The sequence below is a fragment of the Desulfonatronospira thiodismutans ASO3-1 genome, from assembly GCF_000174435.1.
Taxonomy (GTDB): Bacteria; Desulfobacterota; Desulfovibrionia; order Desulfovibrionales; family Desulfonatronovibrionaceae; genus Desulfonatronospira; species Desulfonatronospira thiodismutans.
Map to the genome: position 1 here is coordinate 201,054 of NZ_ACJN02000003.1, position 22,750 is coordinate 223,803.

The 22,750-nt window shown below is 54.2% G+C and carries 18 protein-coding genes; 8 read left to right on the forward strand and 10 right to left on the reverse strand.

The window, feature by feature from the left end; genetic code table 11:
* Nucleotide 1: 1 nt before the first annotated feature.
* From DTHIO_RS12700 to DTHIO_RS12725, 6 genes are all read left to right on the forward strand, one after another.
* Nucleotides 2-2,047, forward strand: coding sequence for a hydantoinase/oxoprolinase N-terminal domain-containing protein (locus DTHIO_RS12700; RefSeq protein ID WP_008870674.1), 2,046 nt, complete (start codon nt 2-4; stop codon nt 2,045-2,047).
* A gap of 43 nt (nt 2,048-2,090) precedes the next feature.
* Nucleotides 2,091-2,639, forward strand: a complete 549-nt coding sequence (locus DTHIO_RS12705) for a glycine cleavage system transcriptional repressor (RefSeq protein WP_008870675.1) — start codon at nt 2,091-2,093, stop codon at nt 2,637-2,639.
* A gap of 16 nt (nt 2,640-2,655) precedes the next feature.
* Nucleotides 2,656-4,374 (forward strand): ASKHA domain-containing protein, encoded by a 1,719-nt coding sequence (locus DTHIO_RS12710; RefSeq protein ID WP_008870676.1) that lies wholly within the window; start codon nt 2,656-2,658, stop codon nt 4,372-4,374.
* A 137-nt stretch (nt 4,375-4,511) separates the two neighbouring features.
* Complete coding sequence (locus DTHIO_RS12715; RefSeq protein ID WP_008870677.1) at nt 4,512-5,318, forward strand: methyltetrahydrofolate--corrinoid methyltransferase; 807 nt, start codon at nt 4,512-4,514, stop codon at nt 5,316-5,318.
* Nucleotides 5,319-5,339: 21 nt separating this feature from the next.
* On the forward strand, nt 5,340-6,086 hold the full coding sequence (locus tag DTHIO_RS19915) for a DUF1638 domain-containing protein (RefSeq protein WP_008870678.1): 747 nt from the start codon (nt 5,340-5,342) through the stop codon (nt 6,084-6,086).
* Nucleotides 6,087-6,097: 11 nt separating this feature from the next.
* A complete protein-coding gene (locus tag DTHIO_RS12725; protein ID WP_008870679.1) occupies nt 6,098-6,946 on the forward strand; it encodes an SAM-dependent methyltransferase in 849 nt (282 codons plus the stop codon).
* Nucleotides 6,947-7,123: 177 nt separating this feature from the next.
* On the opposite strand, the gene DTHIO_RS12730 is transcribed toward DTHIO_RS12725, so the two are convergent.
* Together DTHIO_RS12730 and DTHIO_RS12735 are read right to left on the reverse strand one after the other, a co-directional pair.
* On the reverse strand, nt 7,124-7,948 hold the full coding sequence (locus tag DTHIO_RS12730; protein WP_008870680.1) for a rhodanese-like domain-containing protein: 825 nt from the start codon (nt 7,946-7,948) through the stop codon (nt 7,124-7,126).
* 332 nt (nt 7,949-8,280) lie between these two features.
* Entirely contained in the window at nt 8,281-9,627 is a 1,347-nt protein-coding gene (locus DTHIO_RS12735; RefSeq protein WP_008870681.1) for an ATP-binding protein, read from the reverse strand.
* Between the two features lie 433 nt (nt 9,628-10,060).
* Here DTHIO_RS12735 and DTHIO_RS12740 point away from each other — a divergent pair, with 433 nt between their 5' ends.
* Both DTHIO_RS12740 and DTHIO_RS12745 read left to right on the forward strand, forming a co-directional pair.
* Nucleotides 10,061-12,775 carry a PD-(D/E)XK nuclease family protein gene (locus DTHIO_RS12740; protein ID WP_008870682.1) on the forward strand — a complete coding sequence of 905 codons (2,715 nt, stop codon included), beginning with the start codon at nt 10,061-10,063 and terminating at the stop codon, nt 12,773-12,775.
* Nucleotides 12,765-16,193 carry a UvrD-helicase domain-containing protein gene (locus tag DTHIO_RS12745; protein ID WP_008870683.1) on the forward strand — a complete coding sequence of 1,143 codons (3,429 nt, stop codon included), beginning with the start codon at nt 12,765-12,767 and terminating at the stop codon, nt 16,191-16,193. The genes DTHIO_RS12740 and DTHIO_RS12745 overlap by 11 nt, the downstream gene beginning before the upstream one ends.
* 519 nt (nt 16,194-16,712) lie before the next feature.
* On the opposite strand, the gene DTHIO_RS12750 is transcribed toward DTHIO_RS12745, so the two are convergent.
* From DTHIO_RS12750 to DTHIO_RS12780, 8 genes are all read right to left on the reverse strand, one after another.
* Nucleotides 16,713-18,617 (reverse strand): DEAD/DEAH box helicase, encoded by a 1,905-nt coding sequence (locus tag DTHIO_RS12750; RefSeq protein ID WP_208596417.1) that lies wholly within the window; start codon nt 18,615-18,617, stop codon nt 16,713-16,715.
* 15 nt (nt 18,618-18,632) lie between these two features.
* Nucleotides 18,633-19,454: an SWIM zinc finger family protein gene (locus DTHIO_RS22095; protein WP_008870686.1), complete on the reverse strand. Its 822-nt coding sequence runs from the start codon at nt 19,452-19,454 to the stop codon at nt 18,633-18,635.
* A gap of 585 nt (nt 19,455-20,039) precedes the next feature.
* The gene (locus tag DTHIO_RS22100) at nt 20,040-20,558 is read right to left on the reverse strand and encodes a DUF2442 domain-containing protein (protein ID WP_008870687.1); all 519 of its coding nucleotides are present in this window, start codon (nt 20,556-20,558) and stop codon (nt 20,040-20,042) included.
* A 339-nt stretch (nt 20,559-20,897) separates the two neighbouring features.
* Nucleotides 20,898-21,158 (reverse strand): Txe/YoeB family addiction module toxin, encoded by a 261-nt coding sequence (locus DTHIO_RS12760; protein WP_008870688.1) that lies wholly within the window; start codon nt 21,156-21,158, stop codon nt 20,898-20,900.
* Nucleotides 21,158-21,400, reverse strand: a complete 243-nt coding sequence (locus tag DTHIO_RS12765) for a type II toxin-antitoxin system Phd/YefM family antitoxin (RefSeq protein ID WP_008870689.1) — start codon at nt 21,398-21,400, stop codon at nt 21,158-21,160. Before DTHIO_RS12765 ends, DTHIO_RS12760 begins: the two co-directional genes overlap by 1 nt.
* A 182-nt stretch (nt 21,401-21,582) precedes the next feature.
* Nucleotides 21,583-21,912, reverse strand: a complete 330-nt coding sequence (locus tag DTHIO_RS12770) for a type II toxin-antitoxin system HicB family antitoxin (protein ID WP_008870690.1) — start codon at nt 21,910-21,912, stop codon at nt 21,583-21,585.
* Nucleotides 21,896-22,156, reverse strand: coding sequence for a toxin HicA (locus DTHIO_RS12775; protein ID WP_008870691.1), 261 nt, complete (start codon nt 22,154-22,156; stop codon nt 21,896-21,898). Before DTHIO_RS12775 ends, DTHIO_RS12770 begins: the two co-directional genes overlap by 17 nt.
* Nucleotides 22,157-22,426: 270 nt before the next feature.
* Complete coding sequence (locus DTHIO_RS12780) at nt 22,427-22,732, reverse strand: MerR family transcriptional regulator (protein ID WP_008870692.1); 306 nt, start codon at nt 22,730-22,732, stop codon at nt 22,427-22,429.
* Nucleotides 22,733-22,750: the final 18 nt, after the last annotated feature.

The following is a 22,750-nucleotide window of genomic DNA, read 5'->3' on the forward strand; positions in this document are numbered from 1 at the left end:
AATGACACAATCCAGATTAAGCACCCGCAATCCCGCAGACGGACGGGACATCCCCAAGTCCGGCCGGGATTACGTGGTGGGCATTGATACCGGGGGCACCTACACCGACGGGGTGCTCATGGACTACGGCACCAGGGAGGTTCTGGCTTCAGCCAAGACCCTGACCACATATGACGACCTGACCCGGGGCATAATTGATGTCCTGCACAAAATTGACATTGATGCCCCTTCCAGGGTCAAGCTGGTGGGCATCTCCAGCACCCTGGCTACAAATTTCATCGCCGAGGGTAACACCAAGCCTGTGGGCCTGATCCTCATGGGTTACGACCAGGATCTCATTGAAAGCTACGGCCTGGACTCCAGGTTCGCCACCGGCAATTACGCCTATTTTCAGGGCGGTCACAACGCCCAGGGCGAAGAACAGTCCCCCCCGGACCTGGAGGGCATAAAGAACTGGCTCAAAGACCAGCAGGGCCGGCTGGAGGCCCTGGCCATTTCCAGCTATTTCAGTCCATTGAACCCTGAGCACGAAGAACAGGCCATGCAGGCTGTACGCGAAGTTACAGACATCCCGGTGGTCCTGGGGCATCAGCTGTCCACCCAGCTTGATTCCATAAAAAGAGCCACCACGGCATCTCTAAATGCCTCCCTGGTGGCGGTGATGCATGAATTCATCCAGGCTGTTAAGGCCTCCCTCAAGGACCTGGGCATCAAGGCCCCGCTCATGATAGTCAAGGGGGACGGATCACTTATGCCCTACACCGAGGCCGCCCGCAAGCCGGTGGAAACCATCCTGTCCGGCCCGGCGGCAAGCAGCATAGGGGGACGATTTCTCTCCGGCCTGGATTCGGCCCTGGTGGTGGACGTCGGCGGAACCACAACTGATATGGCCCTGATTGAAAACGGCAACATTACTGTATCCGGACACGGGGCCCGGGTGGGCCTCATGGAGACTTCTGTCCAGGCTGCCCGCATCCGCACAGTGTGTATCGGCTGCGACAGCCGCATAAGCATCAACTCGGCCAAGGAGTTTCAGGTGGGTCCAAACCGCGTGGTCCCTCTGTCCCGCCTCGCTGCAATGTATCCGGAAGTGCTGCAGGAACTGGAAAACCTGGGCCGGGGGCGAGACTGCAGCAAAAGCCAGTCCGATATTGAATACTGGTTCCAGGCCCGTGAGGTGGACCCGGATGATCCCGTTCTGGAGCATCCGGCTAAAAAAGCAGTGCTGGATCTTGTTGCACAAAGGCCTTTGACCCTGCACAGCCTTCTCAAGAAGATGCGCGTGAACCATCTGGTACAGCTCAATGTGGAAGACCTGCTCCAGAAAAGAATCATCGGCGTATCCACCCTGACCCCCACGGATCTTCTGCATGTCCGGGGCGAACTGGACCTGGACAGCCAGGAAGCCTCCAGGGCTGCCTTTAAGTATATCTGCGGGCTGTACGGACTGGAGGCCAAGGAATTCAACTCCAGGATCATGGACCACATTGTGGCTGAAATGACCAGGGAGGCTTTTATTTTCCTGGCCAGGCAGGGACAGGAAGACCTGCCGGAAGACCTGGACGGCACCTGGTCCAGGTGGCTTTTTCAGGAAGGACTGCTGCAAAACGATGCCTACATGGGGATAAGCCTGACCAGCCGTTTTCCCCTCATCGGCATCGGGGCCCCTGCGGAAATCTTCGTCAGCAGAGTAGCCCGAAAACTGAACGCCCGCTTTGAGCTTCCCAGATGTCCCGGAGTGGCCAATGCCGTGGGAGCGGTAGCCGGCTCGGTAATTGTGGACAAGGAAGCTCTTGTGTTTTTGCAGGAATCCGATTCTTCCAGATCCTACATTGTCCAGTTCGAGGGGGAAAAAAGCTCTTATGCGGAAATGGAAGAGGCCCTGGCCTACGCAGAAAAAACAGTCAAAAGAGCTGCCAGGTGGTCCGCAGAGGAATCCGGCGCGGAAGAACCAATGGTAAGCGCCAGAAAAAACATCGAAGGCACCCTGCACCGGGTACAGGCCCGCGCGGTAGGCAACCCCAGCCTTTCAGAGCAGTTCGGATAGTCAATTGTAACTTCAACTCAAAAACCCTGACCAGAGAGACGCAATGCAAAACCAGTACATTCTTGCAGCAATGGGCAGCAACAGACCCGGTGTTGTCGCGGACGTGACCGGTTCCATATACAAGGCCGGATGCAATATTGAAAATTCCTTTATGACCCTCATGGGCGTACATTTTACGCTCATGATCCATGTCATTGCCGAGGACGAGGACAAAGCGGACAGGTTGAACAGAAACCTTGAATCCCTGGAGCAAAAAGAGGACCTCAAGGTGCATATATTTCCCATGGAAAGCGATGAAATCGAAATCTCCAGGGCCAGAAAAGACCAGCCCCGTTACGAAATAAGGGTCCGGGGCCAGGACAAGGCCGGAATAGTGTACCGGACTTCCAAGCTCCTGGCCAGCAGGGGCATCAATATCTTGAAGCTGAGCACCAAGGTGGACCGCTCCAAGCATCTGCAGCAGCCCATCTTTACCATGCGCATAGGAATCGAGGTCCCCAAAAATGTCGACGGGCACTCCCTGCGCATGGACCTGGAGTCCCTGGCCGAGGATACTCAGGAGACCTTCACTTTAACCCGTAAACGAGACTAAACCAAAAGGCTTATTTATGCCACGAATTACTATCCAGCCCATAAATATCCGGGCTGACGCAAGGGAAGGCGAAACCCTGCGGGATATCCTGCTTCGCAGGGGGGTATACGTGGAAAGCCCCTGCAACGGCAACGGCACCTGCGGCAGTTGCGGAGTCTGGATTCAGGAACACCAGCAGGTGCCCTACACGCCCAACGAAAACATAACAGAGAGTGACCTGGAAAAGGGATACCGTCTCAGTTGCCAGGTGGTTCCTGAAGAAGATCTGACGATAAACCTGCCCATGAACTTTCTGCGCGACGCCAAGCGCTTCCGGGAATCCCAGACCATTCTGGAAGGTGAAATCGCCCCGGTTTCCAGGCTGGTCAGCGCGGTGAAGATCCTGGACGAGCAGGATTATCCGGAGATGCTGTACGACAACTTTCCCGAGCCCCGGGTACTCAAGGTATGGGAGGACGAATATGAGCCCAAGGGACTGGCCATTGATCTGGGCACTACTACCATAGTGGTCACCCTGGTCTCCCTGGAAACCGGTGTGGTTCTCTCCACCGCCTCCAAGCTGAACCCTCAGATCAGTTTCGGCCATGATATCATGACCAGGATACAGCACGGCTCCACCCAGGAAGGTCTGCATGAGCTGGCTCAGGCAGTGCGCAAGGGCATAAACGAGCTGATCTACGAGGTATGCGTGGATTCGGATTCCAAGCGAAAGGAGATCCTGGATGTGGTGCTTGGGGGCAACACCACCATGCTGCAGATAATAGCCGAGATAGACCCTGCTCCCCTGGGGCAGATCCCCTTTACCGTGGATATGAAGTCCGGCATCAGCTACCCGGTGCAGCAGTTCGGCATCAAGGTCAATCCTGATGCCCGGGTGTACATTCCCCCTGTCATGCACGCCTTTATCGGTTCGGATATCACTGCGGGCCTGCTTATTCACAGCGACTTTTTCGATGACACCAAGTCGGTTCTTTTTGTAGACGTTGGAACCAACGGCGAAATAGCACTGAATTATCTGGGCAGACGTTTGGCCTGTTCCGCAGCGGCAGGGCCGGCCTTCGAGGGCATGGGCCTTTCCTGCGGAATGCGGGCATCCTTCGGCGCTGTGGAATCAGTCAAGAGCAATTCGGACAGTATAACTTTCTCCACCGTGGCCGACAGCGAACCAAGAGGCATTTGCGGAAGCGGCATCGTGGATCTGGCGGCTGCTCTTCTGCGCCTGCAGGTAATTGATCCTACGGGAAGATTCTGCTCCCTGCCGTGCAATTCTGTCCCGGAAAGCATAAACACCCGCCTGAAGGAGGTGGATGGTCAGACAGTGTTTGAAATCGGTCCCCAGGTATCCTTCAGCCAGCGCGACGTCCGCCAGATCCAGCTGGCCAAAGGGGCCATCAGGGCGGCCATCGATGTATTAATGGACGAGGCAGGATGCACTGTAGACGAACTGGACAACATAGTCATTGCCGGAGGTTTCGGCTTTTATCTTAACCCTGAGAACCTGGAAACCATCGGCATTATCCCAAGAGGGACCAAGGACAGGGTGGAGTTTGCAGGAAATGCCTGCCGCAGCGGGTGCGTCTGGATGCTAACGGACATATCCTACCGCCGGTTTCTGGAGATAAATCTGCAGGATATCGAGCATATCTCCATTGCCCAGTCCCCGAAATTCATGGAACTCTACGCCGAGAGCATGGAATTCCGCGATGCCGAATTTGAAATAGCCGGCAAATCCTGATGCAGATACCTATCTGACTAATTTCGTAACAATTCACCATCTGCTTCAGCTGGGCAAACCAAAGGCTGGTTGCGGATTCATGGTAACTATTTACCTTATTTCAACATTTTTATGTAAAAAAACAACAGGAGGAGAAAATGCAGATAGTAGGAGAACTTATCAATGCCAGCAGAAAAAGTGTCGGCGAAGCCATCAAGGCCCAGGATGTGGATACCATAAAAAAGCTGGCCAGAGATCAGGCCGAACACGGAGCCGATTATATCGATGTCAATGCCGGCATATTCGTGGGCAAAGAAAAGGATTACATGGACTGGCTCATAAAACTGGTACAGGAGGAAGTTGATGTACCTTGTTGTATAGACAGCCCGGACCCTCTTGTAGTAGAGTCCGCCCTCAAGCTGCACCAGGATAAGGCAGGCGTGCCCATGGTCAACTCCATATCCCTGGAAAGTGAGCGCTTTGACAACCTGCTGCCCATAATATCCGAACATAAGTGCAAGGTTGTGGCTCTTTGCATGAGCGACGAGGGCATGCCTGAAACCGCCGAAGACCGCTTCGCCATAGCGGAAAAACTGGTCAATGTACTGATGCAGAAAGGTGTCAAGGCCGATGACATTTACGTTGACCCCCTGGTTCAGCCCATCTCCACCAACAAAATGTATGGTGTGGAATTCTTGAATTCCATAGAAATGATCATGACCAGGCTGGAAGGTGTGCACACTGTCTGCGGCATGTCCAACATATCTTTCGGCATGCCCAAGAGGGCCATCCTCAACCGCAACTTCGTGGTCATGGCCGTGCTTAAAGGGCTGGATACGGCCATCATCAACCCCATGGACGCCAACATGATGGCCAATATAATCGTGGCAGAGACCCTGGCCGGCAAGGACGAGTTCTGCATGAACTTCCTTGAGGCCTACAGGGCCAACAAGTTTGAACTGTAACCAAGGACGGAACAACTAAGAATGCTCAAGGGAGAAGATACCGGAGAGGATATCGGCGTCGAATCGCGTTCCCCGCGGGTGGTCATCGCCTGCGGGGCTCTAAGACCGGAACTGGAGCATCTGCGTCAGGGGCGTGAAAAAGAGGTGCAGACATTTTATCTGCCTCAGAACATGCACCGGGCACCGCATCAGCTTCCGGAGCTGATCCAGGAAAAAGTGGATCATGCCTCTAAATACGCCTCTAAGATCATCCTGGGATACGGCCTGTGCTCCAACGGAATTGTCGGCGTCCAGGCCCCGGAGCAGGGTCTGGTGATTACCCGGTCCCATGACTGTGTGGCCCTTTTTCTGGGCTCCCTTGAGAAGTACAGACAGATAAGCCGGGATCATCCCGGTACATATTATCTCACCCGGGGATGGCTTGATGAAGGCAAAGACCCTCTGGGAACCATGGAAAACGAATATATTCCCAGGCTGGGACGCGCCTGGGCCGAATGGGGAGCCAGGGAGGAAATTAAGCATTATACCCGGTTTGTTTTCATAAATACCGGGGTCGGGGATATAGAAGCCATGAGGGAAAGGTCTATGGAAAACGCCCGTTTCTTCCACAAGGAATACCAGGAGGTCCAGGGAGACCTTGAATACCTCCGTCGGATCATGTTCGGGCCTTACGACAAGGAGTACTTTTACCTTGTCCCTGCCTTTGAAAAGGTCCAGCAGCGCTGGTATGTGCTGGACGATGCTGAACCCCAACCCGCAAACAGCTAAGGAGTTTTTTCATGAGCGACAATCAGGAATCAGTAATAAAGACCTGCAAATCATATTACGACAGTCACGATGCATGCATCTTTTACACCGAAGTCTGGGGCGGCGAGGAGCACCATCTGGGCATCTACCGCCGGCCTGAAGACACCCTATATGAGGCCAGCAAGAGAACCATAGACCGTATGGCCTCTTACTCCCGCAATCTTAAAGAACTGAAAGACAAGGCCCGGGTGCTGGATCTTGGCTCCGGATACGGCGGAACTGCAAGGCACTTGGCCAAAACCTTCGGTTGCCGGGTGGTGGGCCTGAATCTAAGCGAAACGGAAAACAACCGCCATCGTGAAATGAACCGGGAGCAGGGACTCGACCACCTCATCGAAGTGGTGGACGGCAACTTTGAAAATGTCCCTTACGAGGACAACTCTTTTGATGTAGCCTGGTCCCAGGACGCCTTCCTGCACAGCCCGGACCGCAAAAAAGTGCTTGGCGAAGCCGCCCGGGTTATAAAGCCGGGAGGGGAGCTCATCTTCACCGACCCCATGCAGACTGAGGATGCCTACGCAGAATACTTAGACCCCATTTTAAAACGCATCCACCTGACCTCCATGGCAACACCCACATTCTACATTCAGGCGGCTCAAGAAGCAGGGCTCAAACTCAAATCCTTTGAAAACCTGCAGGTACAGCTTGCCAACCACTATGCCAAGGTTCTGGAGGATACCATAAAAATGGAAGATGAGCTGCGCAAAAAAGACGTCAGCCAGGAATATCTGGACAACATGAAAAAAGGCCTGCAGCACTGGAGCACCGGCGGAAAGCACGGCCACCTTACCTGGGCCATTTTCTGCTTCGAAAAAGCTTAGATTTCCTTGCAATCTTATTCGATGAAAGGGGATGGGCTTGCCCCGCACTTATATTCGCGGCGCCCACCTTCGTTCGTGCCGCGAATATAAGTGCGGGGCAAGAACTCCAGGACAGTCAACCAGCAAGGTTATCCTGCACTTCAGGTGCGAGTAGCCCCCCAGTTCTGGACAACTGGATCATGCGCAATCTTTAAACAGCCGGGCTACAAGGCGCATGTGGCCCTTTTCCTGCTCGGAAAGCCTGAAAAAACATTCTGCTGCCTCCCGGGGATAGTCTTTGTTTTCTGCCAGATTGCGGTACATGTCATAGGCCATGGTTTCAATTTCCAGGGCAACCTCGAGAAAATACAGGCACAACTCTGACTGATTAAGGTGTTTGAATTTTTGAGCCCAGCCGCTTACATTCAGGCCGCCTTCAACAATACTGTCCTCTGCTTTGCTGAAAAATGAGTCAAAGTCCTCATCAAACAAGTGTTTTCCCTGGGCGAAAATAACCCGGGCATGCGCCCTTTCAAGCCCTGCCAGCTTTTGAAGCTGGTCTTTAAGGCTCTCATCTCTGATACTTTCCAAAAATCCCGTATAGAATTTTTCCGCACCCTTTTCCAGGGACACGGCCCTGCTCAAAACTGTCTTTAAATCACTGGAACCGGAGAAAATGTCCACCCTGGGATAATCCGGCAGCACTCTATTCTGATAGGCAGTTATTCCGCCCTCAAGATTTAAAATGTCTGTATCAAAAACCCCGCTGTCCCTGGCCAGAACAGCCGCTGTCATGGACCTCTTACCGCTTCGGCAGTAAAAGACCGCCTGCCTGCCCGGATCCAGCTCCCCAAGCCTTCCCTCCAGTTCATGCAGAGGTATCAACCTGGCTCCGGGAATATGTTCCTGGGTATATTCCTGGGGCTGACGCACATCCACCAGCACATACTCGCTTTCTTTGTGCCGGGCTGAAAATTCAGCCAGTTCTTCCGGATAGATATTTTTTATCTCCGCCTTGCTCATCTGTTTTCCTCCATTGTTAACATTTCACTAACCCTGGCCGGTCGTTTTGTTTTTGCTGCTTACAAACAAATACGGGGCGAGGCTTGCCCCTGTACTCACCTAAAGCTGGCTACGCCCGCACCCCATTTTTTTCACGCAAAGGCGCTAAGATCGCTAAGGAAGGCAGCCTTGTCCAAAGCCGTGTCCCGGTTTTGGACAATACACCTGCTTCGCGTCTTTGACTTTGCGTACTTTGCGTCTTAGCGTCTTTGCGTGAGAATTTTTTTGTTTTTAATGACCCCAGTGTATTGGAAGAAAATACACGGGGCAAGCAAGGTTTCAGGAGTAAGTCACTAAAAGTTTGATGACGTCATGATTTTTCCATGCTCAAGAATAGCCGGAATGGCCGATTCCAGTGGAACGAAGCGCACCGGACGATCCTGCACCATGACAGTCGTATCCAGGGTTAGATTGACCACGAACAAAACTGACGGCTCATAGGCATCCAGGAAGCTCCTGGCGGAACGAGAGACGGCCGGACGACTCATGCGGCCGGCCTTGACTTCTACGGCGATGACTTGATGGCCGTCACTAAGGACAAAATCCACTTCAGCTTTGGAGGTGGAACGCCAGTACTGCACGGACCATCTAATTGGCAGGTTCTTGAGCAGCTCGGACAGCAGCCAGTTCTCCACCAGCGCCCCGGTGTCCGGTCGCTCCAGGATATCCGGTTCTGAAACTTGACCCAGTAAGACGTTACGAATGCCGTTGTCCACAAAGTAGCATTTGGGATTGCGGGTCACTTCAGAACGCTTTCCCTCCTTAAAAGGCAAAATACGTCGTACAATATGGGTTTCTTCCAGGATATCCAGATAATTCTGGACTGTCTTGCGATTCACACCGCAGTCCTGCGCCAGATTGGACATGTTCAGCAGGTTGCCGACGTCAAAGGCCAACAGCTTCAACAAACGGCGAAAGGCGTCTGGATACCGGACCTGGAACATGTCTGATGCGTCGCGCAGAATGAATGCCTCAATCAGCTCCCAGAGCACAGCCTCCGGAGCAGACGAGAACCAGACTTCCGGATACCCACCAAAAGTCAAGTGCCGCGCAAGCTGCCCGCGACGCTTGTCCATGACCAATGCCGGCGGCAAAGTTTTGGAGGGCGCAGCAGTCTCTTCCAGGGAAAACGGCAGAAGTCTATGCCGGATGGATCGACCAGCCAGTGACTCTCTAGTCCTGGCCATCAGGTGGAAGCTGGAGGAACCCGTAACTAAGATTTCTTCCGCATAACCCAGGTCCACAAGCCCTTTCAGGAACAGCCCGGCCTCGGGAAGGTGCTGGGCCTCTTCGAAAAATAGAGGTACAGGTCCGGGTACAAGTTCTTTTAGATCGCGCAGAAAAGGAACCGCCTCTTTGCACCAGGAGCGGATCAACATGTCCTCGCACAGGAGAAACAGCGGATGCCTGCCGGATTTTTGAAACATGCGCCAGGCCAGGGTTGACTTTCCGGCCTGTCGTGGCCCGATGAGCAGCCGCACCTTGGGCTTGCCGAGCATAGGTTCTTCAAGGCGGCTCTGCGCAAGGGAGCGCTGTACATAATTTTCAGGAATGTGTAATGCGACAAATTGCGAAGGCGTCACCTCATCCCGCAGCCAGGGATTCAGAAAAAGTATGCGTTGAACTAAGTGACTGTCCATATATTCTCCCTTACGCCCTGGTCATTCTGCCGACGGGCTACTGCGCAGAGTCTGCAATGGCCATGTCGAGCGATCCCAAAAGCAAGAGACCATGTGTTTTATGCACGCTTAACACTGCCAAATGGTATCGTCAATACCGTTTAACGGGGTTATTCGCGACCAGTCCATGCTTCAATCTCTACTTTCATCACCCGCTCGCACCACCCCCTCAGGCATAGTGGAACAATAATCTCCATCATCTTCCCCGGTAACCATTCAGAGGGTGCCGGAACCATGCAAATAAAGGCCTCTTGCTTTACAGGCGGGCAATACTTTTCTGGGGCTTTTTTTTTCTATAAATGTTGGAGCTTCTTTGAAACCCCTGCTATCTGTCAAGCCAAACACTCTCCTTCTCCCCCTTGAAATCCTGTAGTTTTCCTTTATAATTCAAGCCATGCCCCAAACCCATTATCTTTCTGAAAAGGATGTTTTCCAGGCCCTGGAAGAGGGAGCTTTGCTGCTCACAGTAAACCGCAGGCTGAGCCGCAGCCTGCTGCAGCGCTTTACCAGCCACCAGGCTTCAACTGGCCGCACCGCCTGGGAGACTCCGGATATCCTGCCCTTGAGCAGCTGGATCATGCGCTGCATGGAAGAGATCACCTACCACCACCCGGATGTTTCCCACCCCTTGCCCATCACCCGGGACCAGGAGCTTTCTCTGTGGGAGGATATCATCCGGCAGTCCCCGCACTCCCGGGGACTTCTGCACCTGGAGGAAACAGCCCGCCAGGCGGCCCGGGCATGGACCCTTTTTGAGCAATGGAACCTGCAGGACCAACAGGACCCGGCACTCTGGAGCTCTCCTGACCACAGGGCCTTTCTGGAATGGAGCACTGCTTTCAGGGATTATACCCAAGGCCGCGGCTGGATGGAGGAGGCAAGGCATACCCGGCATGTGGCCCGCATGTTTGAGAAGGGCTGCCTGCCTTGCCCCGCACACCTGGTTCTGGCCGGCCTGGAAAATCTAAGCCCGGTTCAGGAGCATATCCTGGATGTCCTGGATGGTCTTGGCTGTAAGATAAACCACCTGGAACCCGCCCGCAACGACCCCGCAATAACCCTGATGCCCCTGGCAGACCGGGAGCAGGAGATGCGCACCTGTGCCCTGTGGGTGCGCACTAAGCTTGAATCAGACCATGAACAGCGCATAGGGGTGGTGGTCCCGGATCTCTACTCTGTGCGCCAGGAAATCATACACACCTTTGATGCGGTTTTGCATCCGGATACTGCCTTTGAACCCCTGCCCCCGGAAAAGCGGGCCTATGACCTGTCCCTGGGAAGACCGCTGTCCGGCTATCCCTTGATACGCTCTGCCCTGCACCTTCTGGATCTGCGCCTGGACCCCCTGCCCCTGGAGACAGTCAGTGCCGTCTTGAACTCCCCTTTCCTGAAAGGGGCAAAAAGTGAAACACCAGCCCGCAGCGGCCTGGAAACACTGCTGCGCAAAACCCGCGAACCACAGATCTCTTTTTCCTTCCTTCTGGACAAGGCCGCAGACAGTTCAAAATCCTGGTCCTGCCTTGTTCTTGCCCGGAGCCTCAAGGCCTTTCAGGCCAGGATCAAGGAGCTGCCATCAACCCAGCCTCCCAGTGCCTGGGCCCAGGATCTTGATCTTTTGCTGCAGGATCTGGGCTGGCCGGGGGACATAACCCTCAGCAGTCATGAATACCAGACCGTGCAGGCCTTCAACGCCTGCCTCAAACGCCTGGCCGGCCTGGACCGGGTAATGCCCTCCACGGGCATGTCCCAGGCGACTCAGACACTCAGCCGGATACTTAATGAGACCATATTTCAGCCGGAACCGCCTGAAGTCCGGGTACGCATAATGGGCATGCTGGAAGCGGAAAGCGAATCCTTTGACGAGTTGTGGATCATGGGGCTTACCGACCAGGCCTGGCCCCAGTCTCCCGAGCCCAGCCCCTTTCTGCCCGTATCTCTGCAGAAACACCTGGATATGCCCCGTTCAAGCCCGCAGCATGAACTGGATTACGCCCGCAGGATCATGCACAGGCTTTTGCAGAACACCTCCCGGGCCATACTCAGCTACCCCTGCCGGGAAGAGGATCTGGAACTTTTGCCCAGCCCCCTGTTAAGGGAGATATCAGGCCTGGAATTCAATGAGCCCGGGCTGTTGCCCGACCCGGACCCCTGGGCGGGACTTTCTCCAGGGGAGCAGCTTAAATATTTCCAGAATGAACAGGCCCCGCCCTTGAGCCAGGCATCCCGGGCTCCCGGAGGAACCGGGGTGCTTCGCTCCCAGGCACTCTGTCCCTTCCAGGCCTTTGCCCGTCACCGCATGCACGCCCGGAGCCTGGAAGAACCAGTCGTGGGCCTGGGTCCCCCCGAGAGGGGCATAATCATGCACGCGGCCCTGGAATATTTCTGGCAATCCTGCCGGGATCAGGCTGCTCTTCTTAATCTGACAGGCGACAGGCGTCTGCAGATGATTGACCAGGCAGTGGATCAGGCCATCCGGGAAATGCATTCCCAGAGGCCGCAGACAATGACCTCCCGGTTTCAGGAACTGGAAAGAGAGCGCCTGCAGGATCTTTTGCAGGAATGGCTGGCCCTGGAGGAACAAAGACAGCCCTTCCAGGTGCAGGAACTGGAGAAACGCTCAAACATCAGCATCAATGGGCTGGAGCTGAATGTCGTGGCCGACAGGATGGATCGCCTGGAAGACGGAAGGCTGGTGGTAATTGACTACAAGTCCGGCAGGCATGCCATGTCCGAATGGTTCAAAAAGCGCCCGGTGGAGCCCCAGGTCCCCCTTTACACCCTGTTTTGCCCCGAACATGTAGCCGGGGTTTATTTCGGGGTTGTGCGCAAGGGAGAATGCGCCTTTGTGGGCCTGGGACAGGAGGACGGCATAGTGCCCGGCTGCAAGGGCTTTGCATCCCATAAGCTTACCAGTCATTACCAGCACTGGGACGAACTTTTGCAGGACTGGAAAAAAAGCCTGGAAAAGCTGGCCCAGGAATTCATGCAGGGCCAGGCCCGGGTTGATCCGGAAAGCCCTAACGCCTGCCGCCAGTGCGACCTGGAATCTATTTGCCGCATATTTGAAACCGGACAACCTTTTACACAGGAACCCCCTGATGTCACCTGAAATTGAAGACGCAGCACAGCGAAGTCAAGCCCTGGACCCTAAACGTTCATTCATAGTCCAGGCCCCGGCCGGATCGGGCAAGACCGAACTGCTGACCCAGCGCACCCTGGCCCTTCTATGCACTGTCCAGGCCCCGGAAGAGGTGGTGGCCATCACCTTCACCCGCAAGGCCGCCGGGGAGATGCGCACCCGCATCCTGCAGGCCCTCTCCCGGGCGGCTGACGGGGAAACACCCGGTGCACCCCATGAAAAGACCACCCTGGACCTGGCCGCCCGGGTCCTGGAAAGAAGCCGCAGCCTTGGCTGGGAACTGGAATCCTCCCCGGGCAGGCTGCGCATTCAGACCATAGATTCTCTTTGCTCCGGGCTTGTATCCCGCATGCCCCTCCTCTCCAGCCTGGGCGGCCAGGGAAGAATAAACGACAATCCCGGGGAAATGTATCTGCAGGCGGCCCGGTCCACTTTGGCCCAGCTGCACAACTCTTCCCCGGATGCAGGGCATTGGAGGGAATCCATCCGCGTCCTGCTTCGCCACCTTGACAACGACCACGACAAGACCTGCCGCCTCATAGCCGGCATGCTCCCCCAGAGAGAGAAATGGCTTCGCCACCTGGCCGACCCGGGCAACAGCCGCCTGCAGCGACAATACCTGGAACAGGCCCTGACCCGGGCGGTAGAGGAGGAACTAAAGGAAGTAAGCCGGCTCATGCCCTTAGAGGAACTGCCAAGGATTGCTCGCCTGGCCGGGTTTGCAGCTTCAAACCTTCAGGATGAGGACCAGAAGTCCACCCTGGAAAGACTGGCCGGGCTTGACTCCCTTCCAGGCTGCAATTGCCGTGACCACCCGGCCTGGTTAGACCTGGCCCGGTTCTGCCTAACCAAGGGCGGGACAATCCGCCGCACTGCAGACAAGAGTCTGGGTTTTCCCGCCCCCTCCGGCACCCGGGACCCTGAACTCAAGGTCAGGCTGGAGGAAATGAAGGCGCAGTTCAAGGCCTGTATGCAGACTCTGGCCTGCATTCCCGGACTGGAAATGCGGCTGCAGGAGGTACGCCTGCTGCCCGGGACCACGTATTCAGGCTCCCAGTGGCAGACCCTGGAAGCACTTTTTGACGTGCTTCGCCTGGCCGCGGCCTGCCTGCAGCTGGAATTTCAGGACCAGGGCAGCGTGGACTTCACCGAGATCACCACCCGGGCCAGGCAGGCCCTGGGCACGGATGAGGACCCCACAGACCTGGCCCTGGTCCTGGACAGCCGCATCCAGCACCTGCTCATGGATGAATTTCAGGACACCAGCATCTCCCAGTACCAGCTCCTGCTGGCCCTGACCGCGGGCTGGACCCCGGGGGACGGCAGAACCTTCTTTGCAGTGGGGGACCCCATGCAGTCCATCTACGGCTTCAGGGAGGCCGAAGTGGGCCTTTTTCTCCAGGCCAGAAGCCAGGGTCTGGACCATATCCCCCTTGAGCCCCTGCGGCTCACGGTCAACTTCAGATCCCAGGCCGGCATAGTAGACTGGGCCAACCAGGCCTTTCCCCGGGTCCTGCCCGAGGTGGAAGATCAGATGACCGGAAGCGTGCCCTACTCCGGCTCCCATGCCTTTCTGCCCCCCCTGGAAGATCCTGCCGTACAGGTACATCCATTTTTCGATGCAGATTTCCAGCCGGAAAGCAGCCGGATTGTATCCCTGGTCCAGCAGGCCAGGCAGGAAGACCCCGGAGGCACCGTGGCCATCCTGGTGCGAAGCAGGCCCCACCTGCAGGCCGCATTACCGGCCCTGCGCCAGAGCGGCCTTGAGTACCAGGCCGTGGAAATAGACCCCCTGAGCCGCCGCCCGGTAATCCAGGACCTGTGCTCCCTGGCCCGGGCCCTGACTCACCCGGGGCACAACCTGGCCTGGCTGGCGGTCCTGCGCGCCCCCTGGTGCGGTCTGGACCTGGAGGACCTGGCCATCCTGGCCGCGGACAAGGATGCTTTCATTGTAAACCGCATCCAGGACCAGGACATTTTGTCCAGCCTGAGTCCTCAGGGCCGAAGACGCCTGGACAGGGTCAGGGAAATCCTCTTGAAATTTCTACAGCAAAGGCAGCGCAGCGGACTGCGCAGTCAGGTGGAGTCCTGCTGGAAGGCCCTGGGGGGACCGGACTGCCTGCACTCTCAAAGCCAGCGCCGGGACGCGGATGTTTTTTTCAGACTGCTGCAACAGCGTCTGGAACACTCTCCCCACAGGGTAGTAGACGAACTGGAAAACGCCGTTGCCGGGCTTTATGCAGGACCGGACACCTCCGCCGGCCAGGATCTGCAGGTCATGACCATCCACAAGGCCAAGGGACTGGAGTTTGACACCGTTATTATCCCCGGCCTGGGCCGGGCCCCGGGATCTGACGAAAACCCTCTCCTGGTCTGGATGGAGCGTACTTCGCCCCGGGGACACACCGACCTGCTCATGGCCCCCAAAACCGCCACCGGTGAGGATAAAGATCCGGTCTATGCCTATATCCAGCGCCTCATGGCCCGCAAGACCAGCCACGAGGACGGCAGGCTTTTGTACGTGGCCTGCACCAGGGCCAGAAAAAGGCTGCACCTCCTGGGTCATACCGGACTGACGGAAAAAGGACTGCCGTCAAAGCCGGCCGGAGGCTCTCTTCTGGAGTCTTTGTGGCCGGCGGTAAAGGACGAATTTGAACGGGCTGCGGCCACCCCCCGGGATGATGCAGATACCCGGGAAGAACACGGAGCTTCAGCAGGGCAGACACTTTACCGCCTGCATCAGGACTGGCAGCCTCCCCGGCTCCCTGCAGGAATCACCACCCCTTCAGACAGCCGGCCGGATCCCGGACAGGAAAGCATAGTCTTTGACTGGGCCGGGGAGACCATCCGCCTGGCCGGCACATGCGTGCACCGCTGGATGCTGACTATGGCCGAGGAGGGAATTCACAAGTGGAGCGTAAAGAAAATCCGGGGGCTCAAGTCTGTCTTTGCCCGCCAGCTAATGGACCTGGGCATGCTGGAAAAGAGTCTCGAAGAAGGGGTGGACCTGGTGCAGCAGGCCCTGGAGAACACCCTGAACCATGATACAGGGCGCTGGATTCTGGGGCCAAGGCAGAGGGCGCGCAATGAATACGCCTTGAGCGGCCTGGACAACGGCCAGGCTGTTGCCGTATCCATGGACCGCACCTTTGTGGATGATGCCGGCCTGCGCTGGATCATAGACTACAAGATCAGCCGGCATTCAGGAAAAGATGTGCAGCGTTTCCTGGACCAGGAGCAGGCCCGCTACCAGGAGCGCATGCAGACCTATGCCCGGCTCATGCAGGCCGCAGAACCAGGGCCTGTAGAGCTCGGCCTTTATTTTCCCCTGCTCATGCAGTGGAGGCACTGGCCTGCAGGGGATTATTCCAAGTTGCAATCAAGATGATTTTTCCAGACAGTTATGAATATCACTATATTCGGAAAACCAGAAAAAAATTTTACCATAGAGGAAACAGAGGTACACAGATTTAGCAGTGTCATCTTATGCCTTTTTCTCTGTGAATCTCTGTCATCTCTGTGGTGTCAAACATTTGATGACAACGGGCACAAAGATCATCTTGAATGCAAATCGGAATTAGACTTACTCCTGAAACCTTGCTTGTCACGCCTCTGGCGTGATAAATCTTCTTCCAATACACTGAGGTCACAAAAAACAAGAAAATTCTCACGCAAAGACGCCAAGTACGCAAAGTTAAAGACGCGAAGCAGGTGTATTGTCCAAAATCGGGCCACGGTTTTGGACAAGGCTGCCTTCCTTAGCGATCTTTGCTTGCCCGGTTAAATGCGTAAGCACCTCGAAGAGGATTTAACTGGGCGCCTTTGCGTGAAAAAAATGGGTTGCGGGCATGGCCCGCGTTAAATGCAAATGTTAAAAGTCAAAAAAACATCTTCGGATGGGAAAGCTTTAAAACCCTGGCAGCCTGAACTTCATGGTCACCTCTCCGGTTTCCCTGTCCACCTTGAGCATGGGTTTGTCCTCTTCAGTCTTGTTCAGCTTCTGTCCAGTGGCCATTTCCAGAAGCCCGCTCATAAATTCCAGTCCCTGATTGAGCACAGCCTCCATCTTTTCCGGACTTTTATCAGGGACGCCAGGCTCACTTCCGGTGTCATGCCGGGACTGGCCTGCATCGTTTGCGGCCTGACTTTCCTCAGCCATTGCCGTCTGCTCACCCCCGGGCCTGTCTTCGGGTTCAGACGCGCCCTGGACCTGCGTCCCTGGAAAATCTTCCTGCTGTGATTCAGCCAGGGCCTGGGGATTTAAAAAATGCGGCGTATCCTCGGGGATATCCTCGGAGACCCTGGACTCTTTACCCCCAAGGTCTTCCTCCATTTCCTGGCCCATCATGGCCCGGAGCTCATTTAGCATCTGGTTGCGCTTTTCCCTGGAAAACTCCACCATATCCACGCCGCCGTCAAACACGCCGCTGAAAAGCTCGGTCTTTAGATGAATTCCGGCCAGTATCTTTTCCTCAATGCTGTTTTTGCTCACCAGGTTGATGACATTTATGCTGGTGCTGGTCTGTCCTATGCGGTTCACCCGCCCGATACGCTGGTTCAGCCGGGCCGGGTTCCAGGGCAGCTCGAAGTTCAGCACGCAGTCCGCTGCCTGCAGGTTCAGCCCGGTCCCCCCGGAATCCGTGGACAGAAAAACTTTGCACTCCGGGTTATTGGTGAACTCGTCAATCAGGGCTTGGCGTTTGTGCACCGGAATCTTGCCGCTTAACTCCACAAAGTTGATGCCCATTCTGGATAGCTGTTTGGCTATGAGGTAGGTCATGGTGGTCCACTCGCTGAAAATGACCATCTTACGCCCGCTTTGGACCACGATTTCATCCAGGATGCCCTCAAGTTCCTTTAGCTTGGGCGAGATCCTGGTGTTGCGGTCCACCAGGTAGGTGGAATCACACACCCGGCGCATCTGCAGAAGCAGTTCCTGTATGCGGCGAACGTCCATGGGGGTCAAAAACTTCTTGTTTAAAAGGGGCAGCAGGTACTGCTTGTACCCGTCGTGCATCTTGGCCTGAACTTCGGACAGATCTAAGTAATAGGTATTGGTGACCTGGTCCGGCAGATCCTTGAGTACATCTTCCTTGCGCCTGCGGATTACCAGAGGCTTTAACTTTTCATGCAGAAGATCCAGGTTTCGATACCCCAGGATCTTGTCCTTTTTCTCGCGGCTGAGCATAAAGTGATCCGCTGCAAACTTCCATAGCGGGGCCAGCATGTGCGGCTCCAGAAACTGCACAATGGAGTAAACATCCTCCAGCTTGTTCTCCAGGGGAGTGCCCGTAAGAACCAGTGCATGTTTGCGGGGCAGGCTCTTGACCACATCTGCGGTCTTGGTGGCGAAATTCTTGATCCTCTGGGCCTCGTCCAGGATGACCAGGTCAGGCTTGAAGCGGCGCAGGGTACTCACATCTCGCAGCACAGCCTCATAGTTGGTTATCTTGAACAGGCTTTCATCCTGAAAATAGGTCTGCTGGCGCATTCCGGCCGATCCGGCCACCACCACGGCCTGCTCCCGGGTAAATTTTTCAATCTCCCGCTTCCACTGCTCCTTGAGAGAGGCCAGGGTGATTACCAGGACCCGGTTGAAGCCGAACACCTCTTTTTTTAAAATACCCAGGGCAATAGCCTGCAGGGTCTTTCCCAGACCCATCTCATCACCGATCAGTGCGGCCTTTCGATACAGCCCGAAACGCACCCCCTCTATCTGGTAGGGATAAAGGGCCGTACTTATGCCCTCAAGAGAGGGAAGCTCTTCCCGGGAAAGCTCATCTACTTCCTGCTTCAAAAGATACTCATCCACCCGGTTGTGCACTTCCTACCGGATGCGCACCTGCTTGCGCTCCCGCACCGCATCCATAAAATCCAGCATGCGTCCCAGGTTTTCAAACCTGAAAATGCCTTCCTGGTCAAAATATTTCTCCAGTACCGGGGCAATCTCCTGAATCTCGCCTGGAGGGCGTTCACAGAAAAGCCTGGGCAGGCCCTGGGCAGAGTCCCAGTATACATCCACAAAGGGAAAGAGTTCCTCCCGGCCCTGCTCCAGATCCTTTTTTCTAAGGAGCTGTTCCTTAAGGGCCAGAAGGTGCTTGCAGGTGCCCAGCTGATTGGTATTGAAATCCGGGCAGGAACAATGTCCCAGCCCGTTAGCCGGGTCATGCAGGGTTACCCTGTACTGCCTGCCCTGCTCTGTTTCCAGGAGATGATCCCCCTTGATCATGTCCCCGCGGATCAGTTTGAACTCTTCTTTTCTGGCCCGGTTGCGGCGGTCCTCCATGGCTTTTTCCCGGATTTCTTCAGGAGTAAGATAGTCCGAAAGCTTTTCCGGCTCCTGGGTACTGGACTTGTCCTGCCAATCCTGGACCCGGTCCAGCACATCCAGGGCCACTGCCACCACGTGCTTGCACCCCGGGCCGGGATACGGGCAGTCGCAGGAACAGTCCAGGCCATTATCCCCCACAACCACTACAGTGGAATAGTCCCCGTAGTTGCCGTCCACCTGGTACTCATACCTGCCCTCTTCCGGGAGGGCCTCCATGCACATGTAGGCCCCGTCCTCGTATAAAGTGCGCCCCCGCTGAAAAATCACACTGCTGTCAGCCACCTGGTCGCGAATTGTCAGCTCATCAAAATCAAGCATATTCAGGCTCCTGTCTTGAAATTATCATAAGTCATCGCCGGGAAGTTTCTTTGAAATCCATGCCTTCTGTCAAGTTAAACAGGGCCTGTCACGCCCGGTCCAGATACGCCTGCCAAAATTTTTTTTTGCAGGCGCATCTTCATAGCGCTTTCCGGAGTAAGCCATCTGGAACCGGGCTTGATAATCAAAGGCAGATAAAATCCCCTTGTCAAAATCAAGCGTAAGCATTCAGGGGGTCCTCGGTGGTGACTAATGGCACAAGGCCAGGGGACTGTCCCCCGCTAAGTAATGATTATGCAGCGTCACAAAATTTTGCGTCTGTACTTTGTGAATTTGTGCAGGACAAGTGTCGCGGGGACTGTCCCTTTGGCCGGTACCTGCCCCCCTGAATGGTTACAATCAAGCTGTAAAAAATATGCCATTTTTTCCAAGGGGCTGTCTTTGTATCGGAATTGCATCAGGCCTGCGCCGTATGCAAGCAGGAACCGGTACACGCCCAGCCTCTCCCACTGAACAAGGTACACCAGTTCATGAAAATATAGACTCTCGGTCTGACGGGAGTGGCCTATAGTGTTCTTTAAATAATTACTTTTTCATCCGCTCGTTAAGCCATCTTTTCAATGAACTGGGACTCTCTGCGGATCTATGTCCGGCTATAATACCAGAAACCGTCAAGTCTTCGTCCAGCTCAGGCCAATGAATGTATTCACCGTCTCCAATGATTTGATAATTGTTTCTTTCTTCCGGGGTCCCATACCACAAGCGTGGATACCACATTAAGGGAACTATGGTTGTGCGGCCGTCAGTAAGATCGATTTGTAGCGAAGCATCACTGACAAAAATATTTTGAGCCCGTGCTCCCTGTTTTTCAACGGCTAAAGAACTCATTCCATTTCTCCATGAAAAATTGTTGATTTCGTTGACCAGCTTTGCAATGGCATTTAATTCATTGCGTCCAAACCCGCCTATGTTCTGCAGCACAACCGGATCAAGCCAGAGTTTGGCAACCATTTTTTCCCGTTGAACATGTATATGTGGAGGCTCTGCCTGATCAAGGGCCACAAAGAAAAAACGGTATGGACCGCGCCTTAACACTGTGGGCATGCTTTATTCCTTTCCATTTCAATCTGCATCCTCCATCCCCTCCGAAATTGTCGGGTGTAATCTGCATTGGGGAAACCCTGTCTGCAGCCAAGGCATCAACTGGAACTTGTTTGCACATTTTTATTTGTTGTCTTACGTGCCGCCAAAAGTCAATGATGGGTTTAAGCGGGTTAGCGGGGGGAACATTTCCATGCGCTCCGCTGCACATTCAGCGCTTGACCTAAAGTGTGCAATAATCAACAGCAATCCTTCCGACCAGTACGGATGGCGATTTACTTTATTGGCTGGGTCCGACCCGATCTGATCACCGAACAAACAGTGGACAAATGCAGTGCCAACTTATTCATAGTGGGACCACATGCGAATGATCTTGACCACTTTTTCATCATCTAAAATCTGATACACTAAGCGATGTTGTATATTTATACGACGCGAACAGGCTCCAGTTAAGTCGCCTGCAAGCTTTTCACAGGGAGGAGGTGACTGATAGGGGTTTTTACGCAAAATTTCCAGCAATATCTGGGCATTTGACTGCAATTTCGCAGCTGATAATTTTTTTGCGTCTCTTTGAGCCTGCTTGGCAAAAACGACTCTCCACATTACCACTCAATTTCCTCAGAGCATTCTTCAATCGGAGTGGCCAGGCCTTTACGAATTGATTCGCGCATCCCAGGGATATTCAGCAGGTACAGAGTTTCCTGGATGGAACGCCAGTCATCTTCCGAGACCAGGACGGCGCTGCCCCGTTTACCTGTTATCACAATCGGCTCGTGGGATGTCTTTGCCTCGTCAATCAGGCGATAAAGTTTGGATCTTGCTTCAGTTGCCGTTAATGTGGGCATATTTGACCTCGACAAACAATGTTTAATTTTTAATTTAGTACGACTTAACGTACGCTTTGTCAAGTGAACAAATTTTAGCATAACGCCAGGCTTCAGCCGCCGGGGAGCAGCAGCAAAGCGAAGCGGGGCCGCTGTTTCCCGGTCGGTGATGCTGTGGTTGTGTGTGGTGCCGGTACTATCGGCTATTGACTTAGCTTTGAGCTGGCAATTCGATTCAGGCTGATACCGGATTCGGCCGCCTGAATAGCTAACTTTCTGTGGACATGAGGCGGAATCCTCACCATAAACTTTCCGCTATAACGCTTGCATGCTATCGGTTCAGGAATAGTTTCTTTGTTTTCACCCATATCAGATATAACCTCTGCCACCGTCTTCCGGATACCCTTTAAAGCTTTCTCAGGCGTATCCGCCAACCAGCTCAAGCCTGGAAATTCAGCACATAGTCCAACATATTCATTATCCTCTTCAGACCATGTAACCCTGTATGTATATTTATCATTTTTTTGTGCCATGATTGCCCTCCAGTTTTTCAATAGCCAAAAGAACCTGTTTAACCTGATATGTTTTGGCCTTTCCTTTCGAATTTTGAATATTTACTCGTGGATCACCCTCCCATGGAGTTTTGTAAATTCGATGGCTGCTTTTTTTCTGTCGGGGTTCGCCAAAAAAATGGTCACAAATCTTGCATAAATCAGAATAGCGAACATCCTTGGGGTTCCACCGAATCTTTTCAAGCATGTCATCGATTTTTGTCATATTAAGATAGCATCAATAATGATATCAATGTCAATAGGTAGAAGCATTTTTATGACACATAACGCCGCTAACCCCATGTGTAAGGATAGTTGTCGCCCTGGAGAATAGAACTTTAGAACCACTTTTTCCATATCAAAATGGCGGTTCTAAGACTCAAAATCAAGCAAAAAAAGAACTCTTATCAAATATTTTCAATATATTGGCTTGGTCCGACCCGAACAGCCGAACAAAGAAATTTGAATGATTTTCAAAATATGAAGGCAGGCGCAGTTACGACTTTAGGATATCTTTGATCTGCTGCAGTTCATCCCTGATGTTTGCAAGGATGCCTGCCATGCGGGCTTCTTCTTCCAGGCGCATTTTTGCTCCCTCGATGGTCAGCTTGTCCTGGTAAAGAAGTTTTTTGATACGGGCAAGGAGCTGAATATGCTCAGATGTGTAAAGGCGCTGGCCCTTGGGGGTGCGCATGGGGCGCAGCTGGGGGAACTCGCTTTCCCAGAAGCGCAGCACGTAGGGTTCAAGCTCAAGAAGCTCTGCGGCCTGGCCTATTTTCAGATATTCTTTTTCCTCTGACATGGGATAAAGATTAACCAG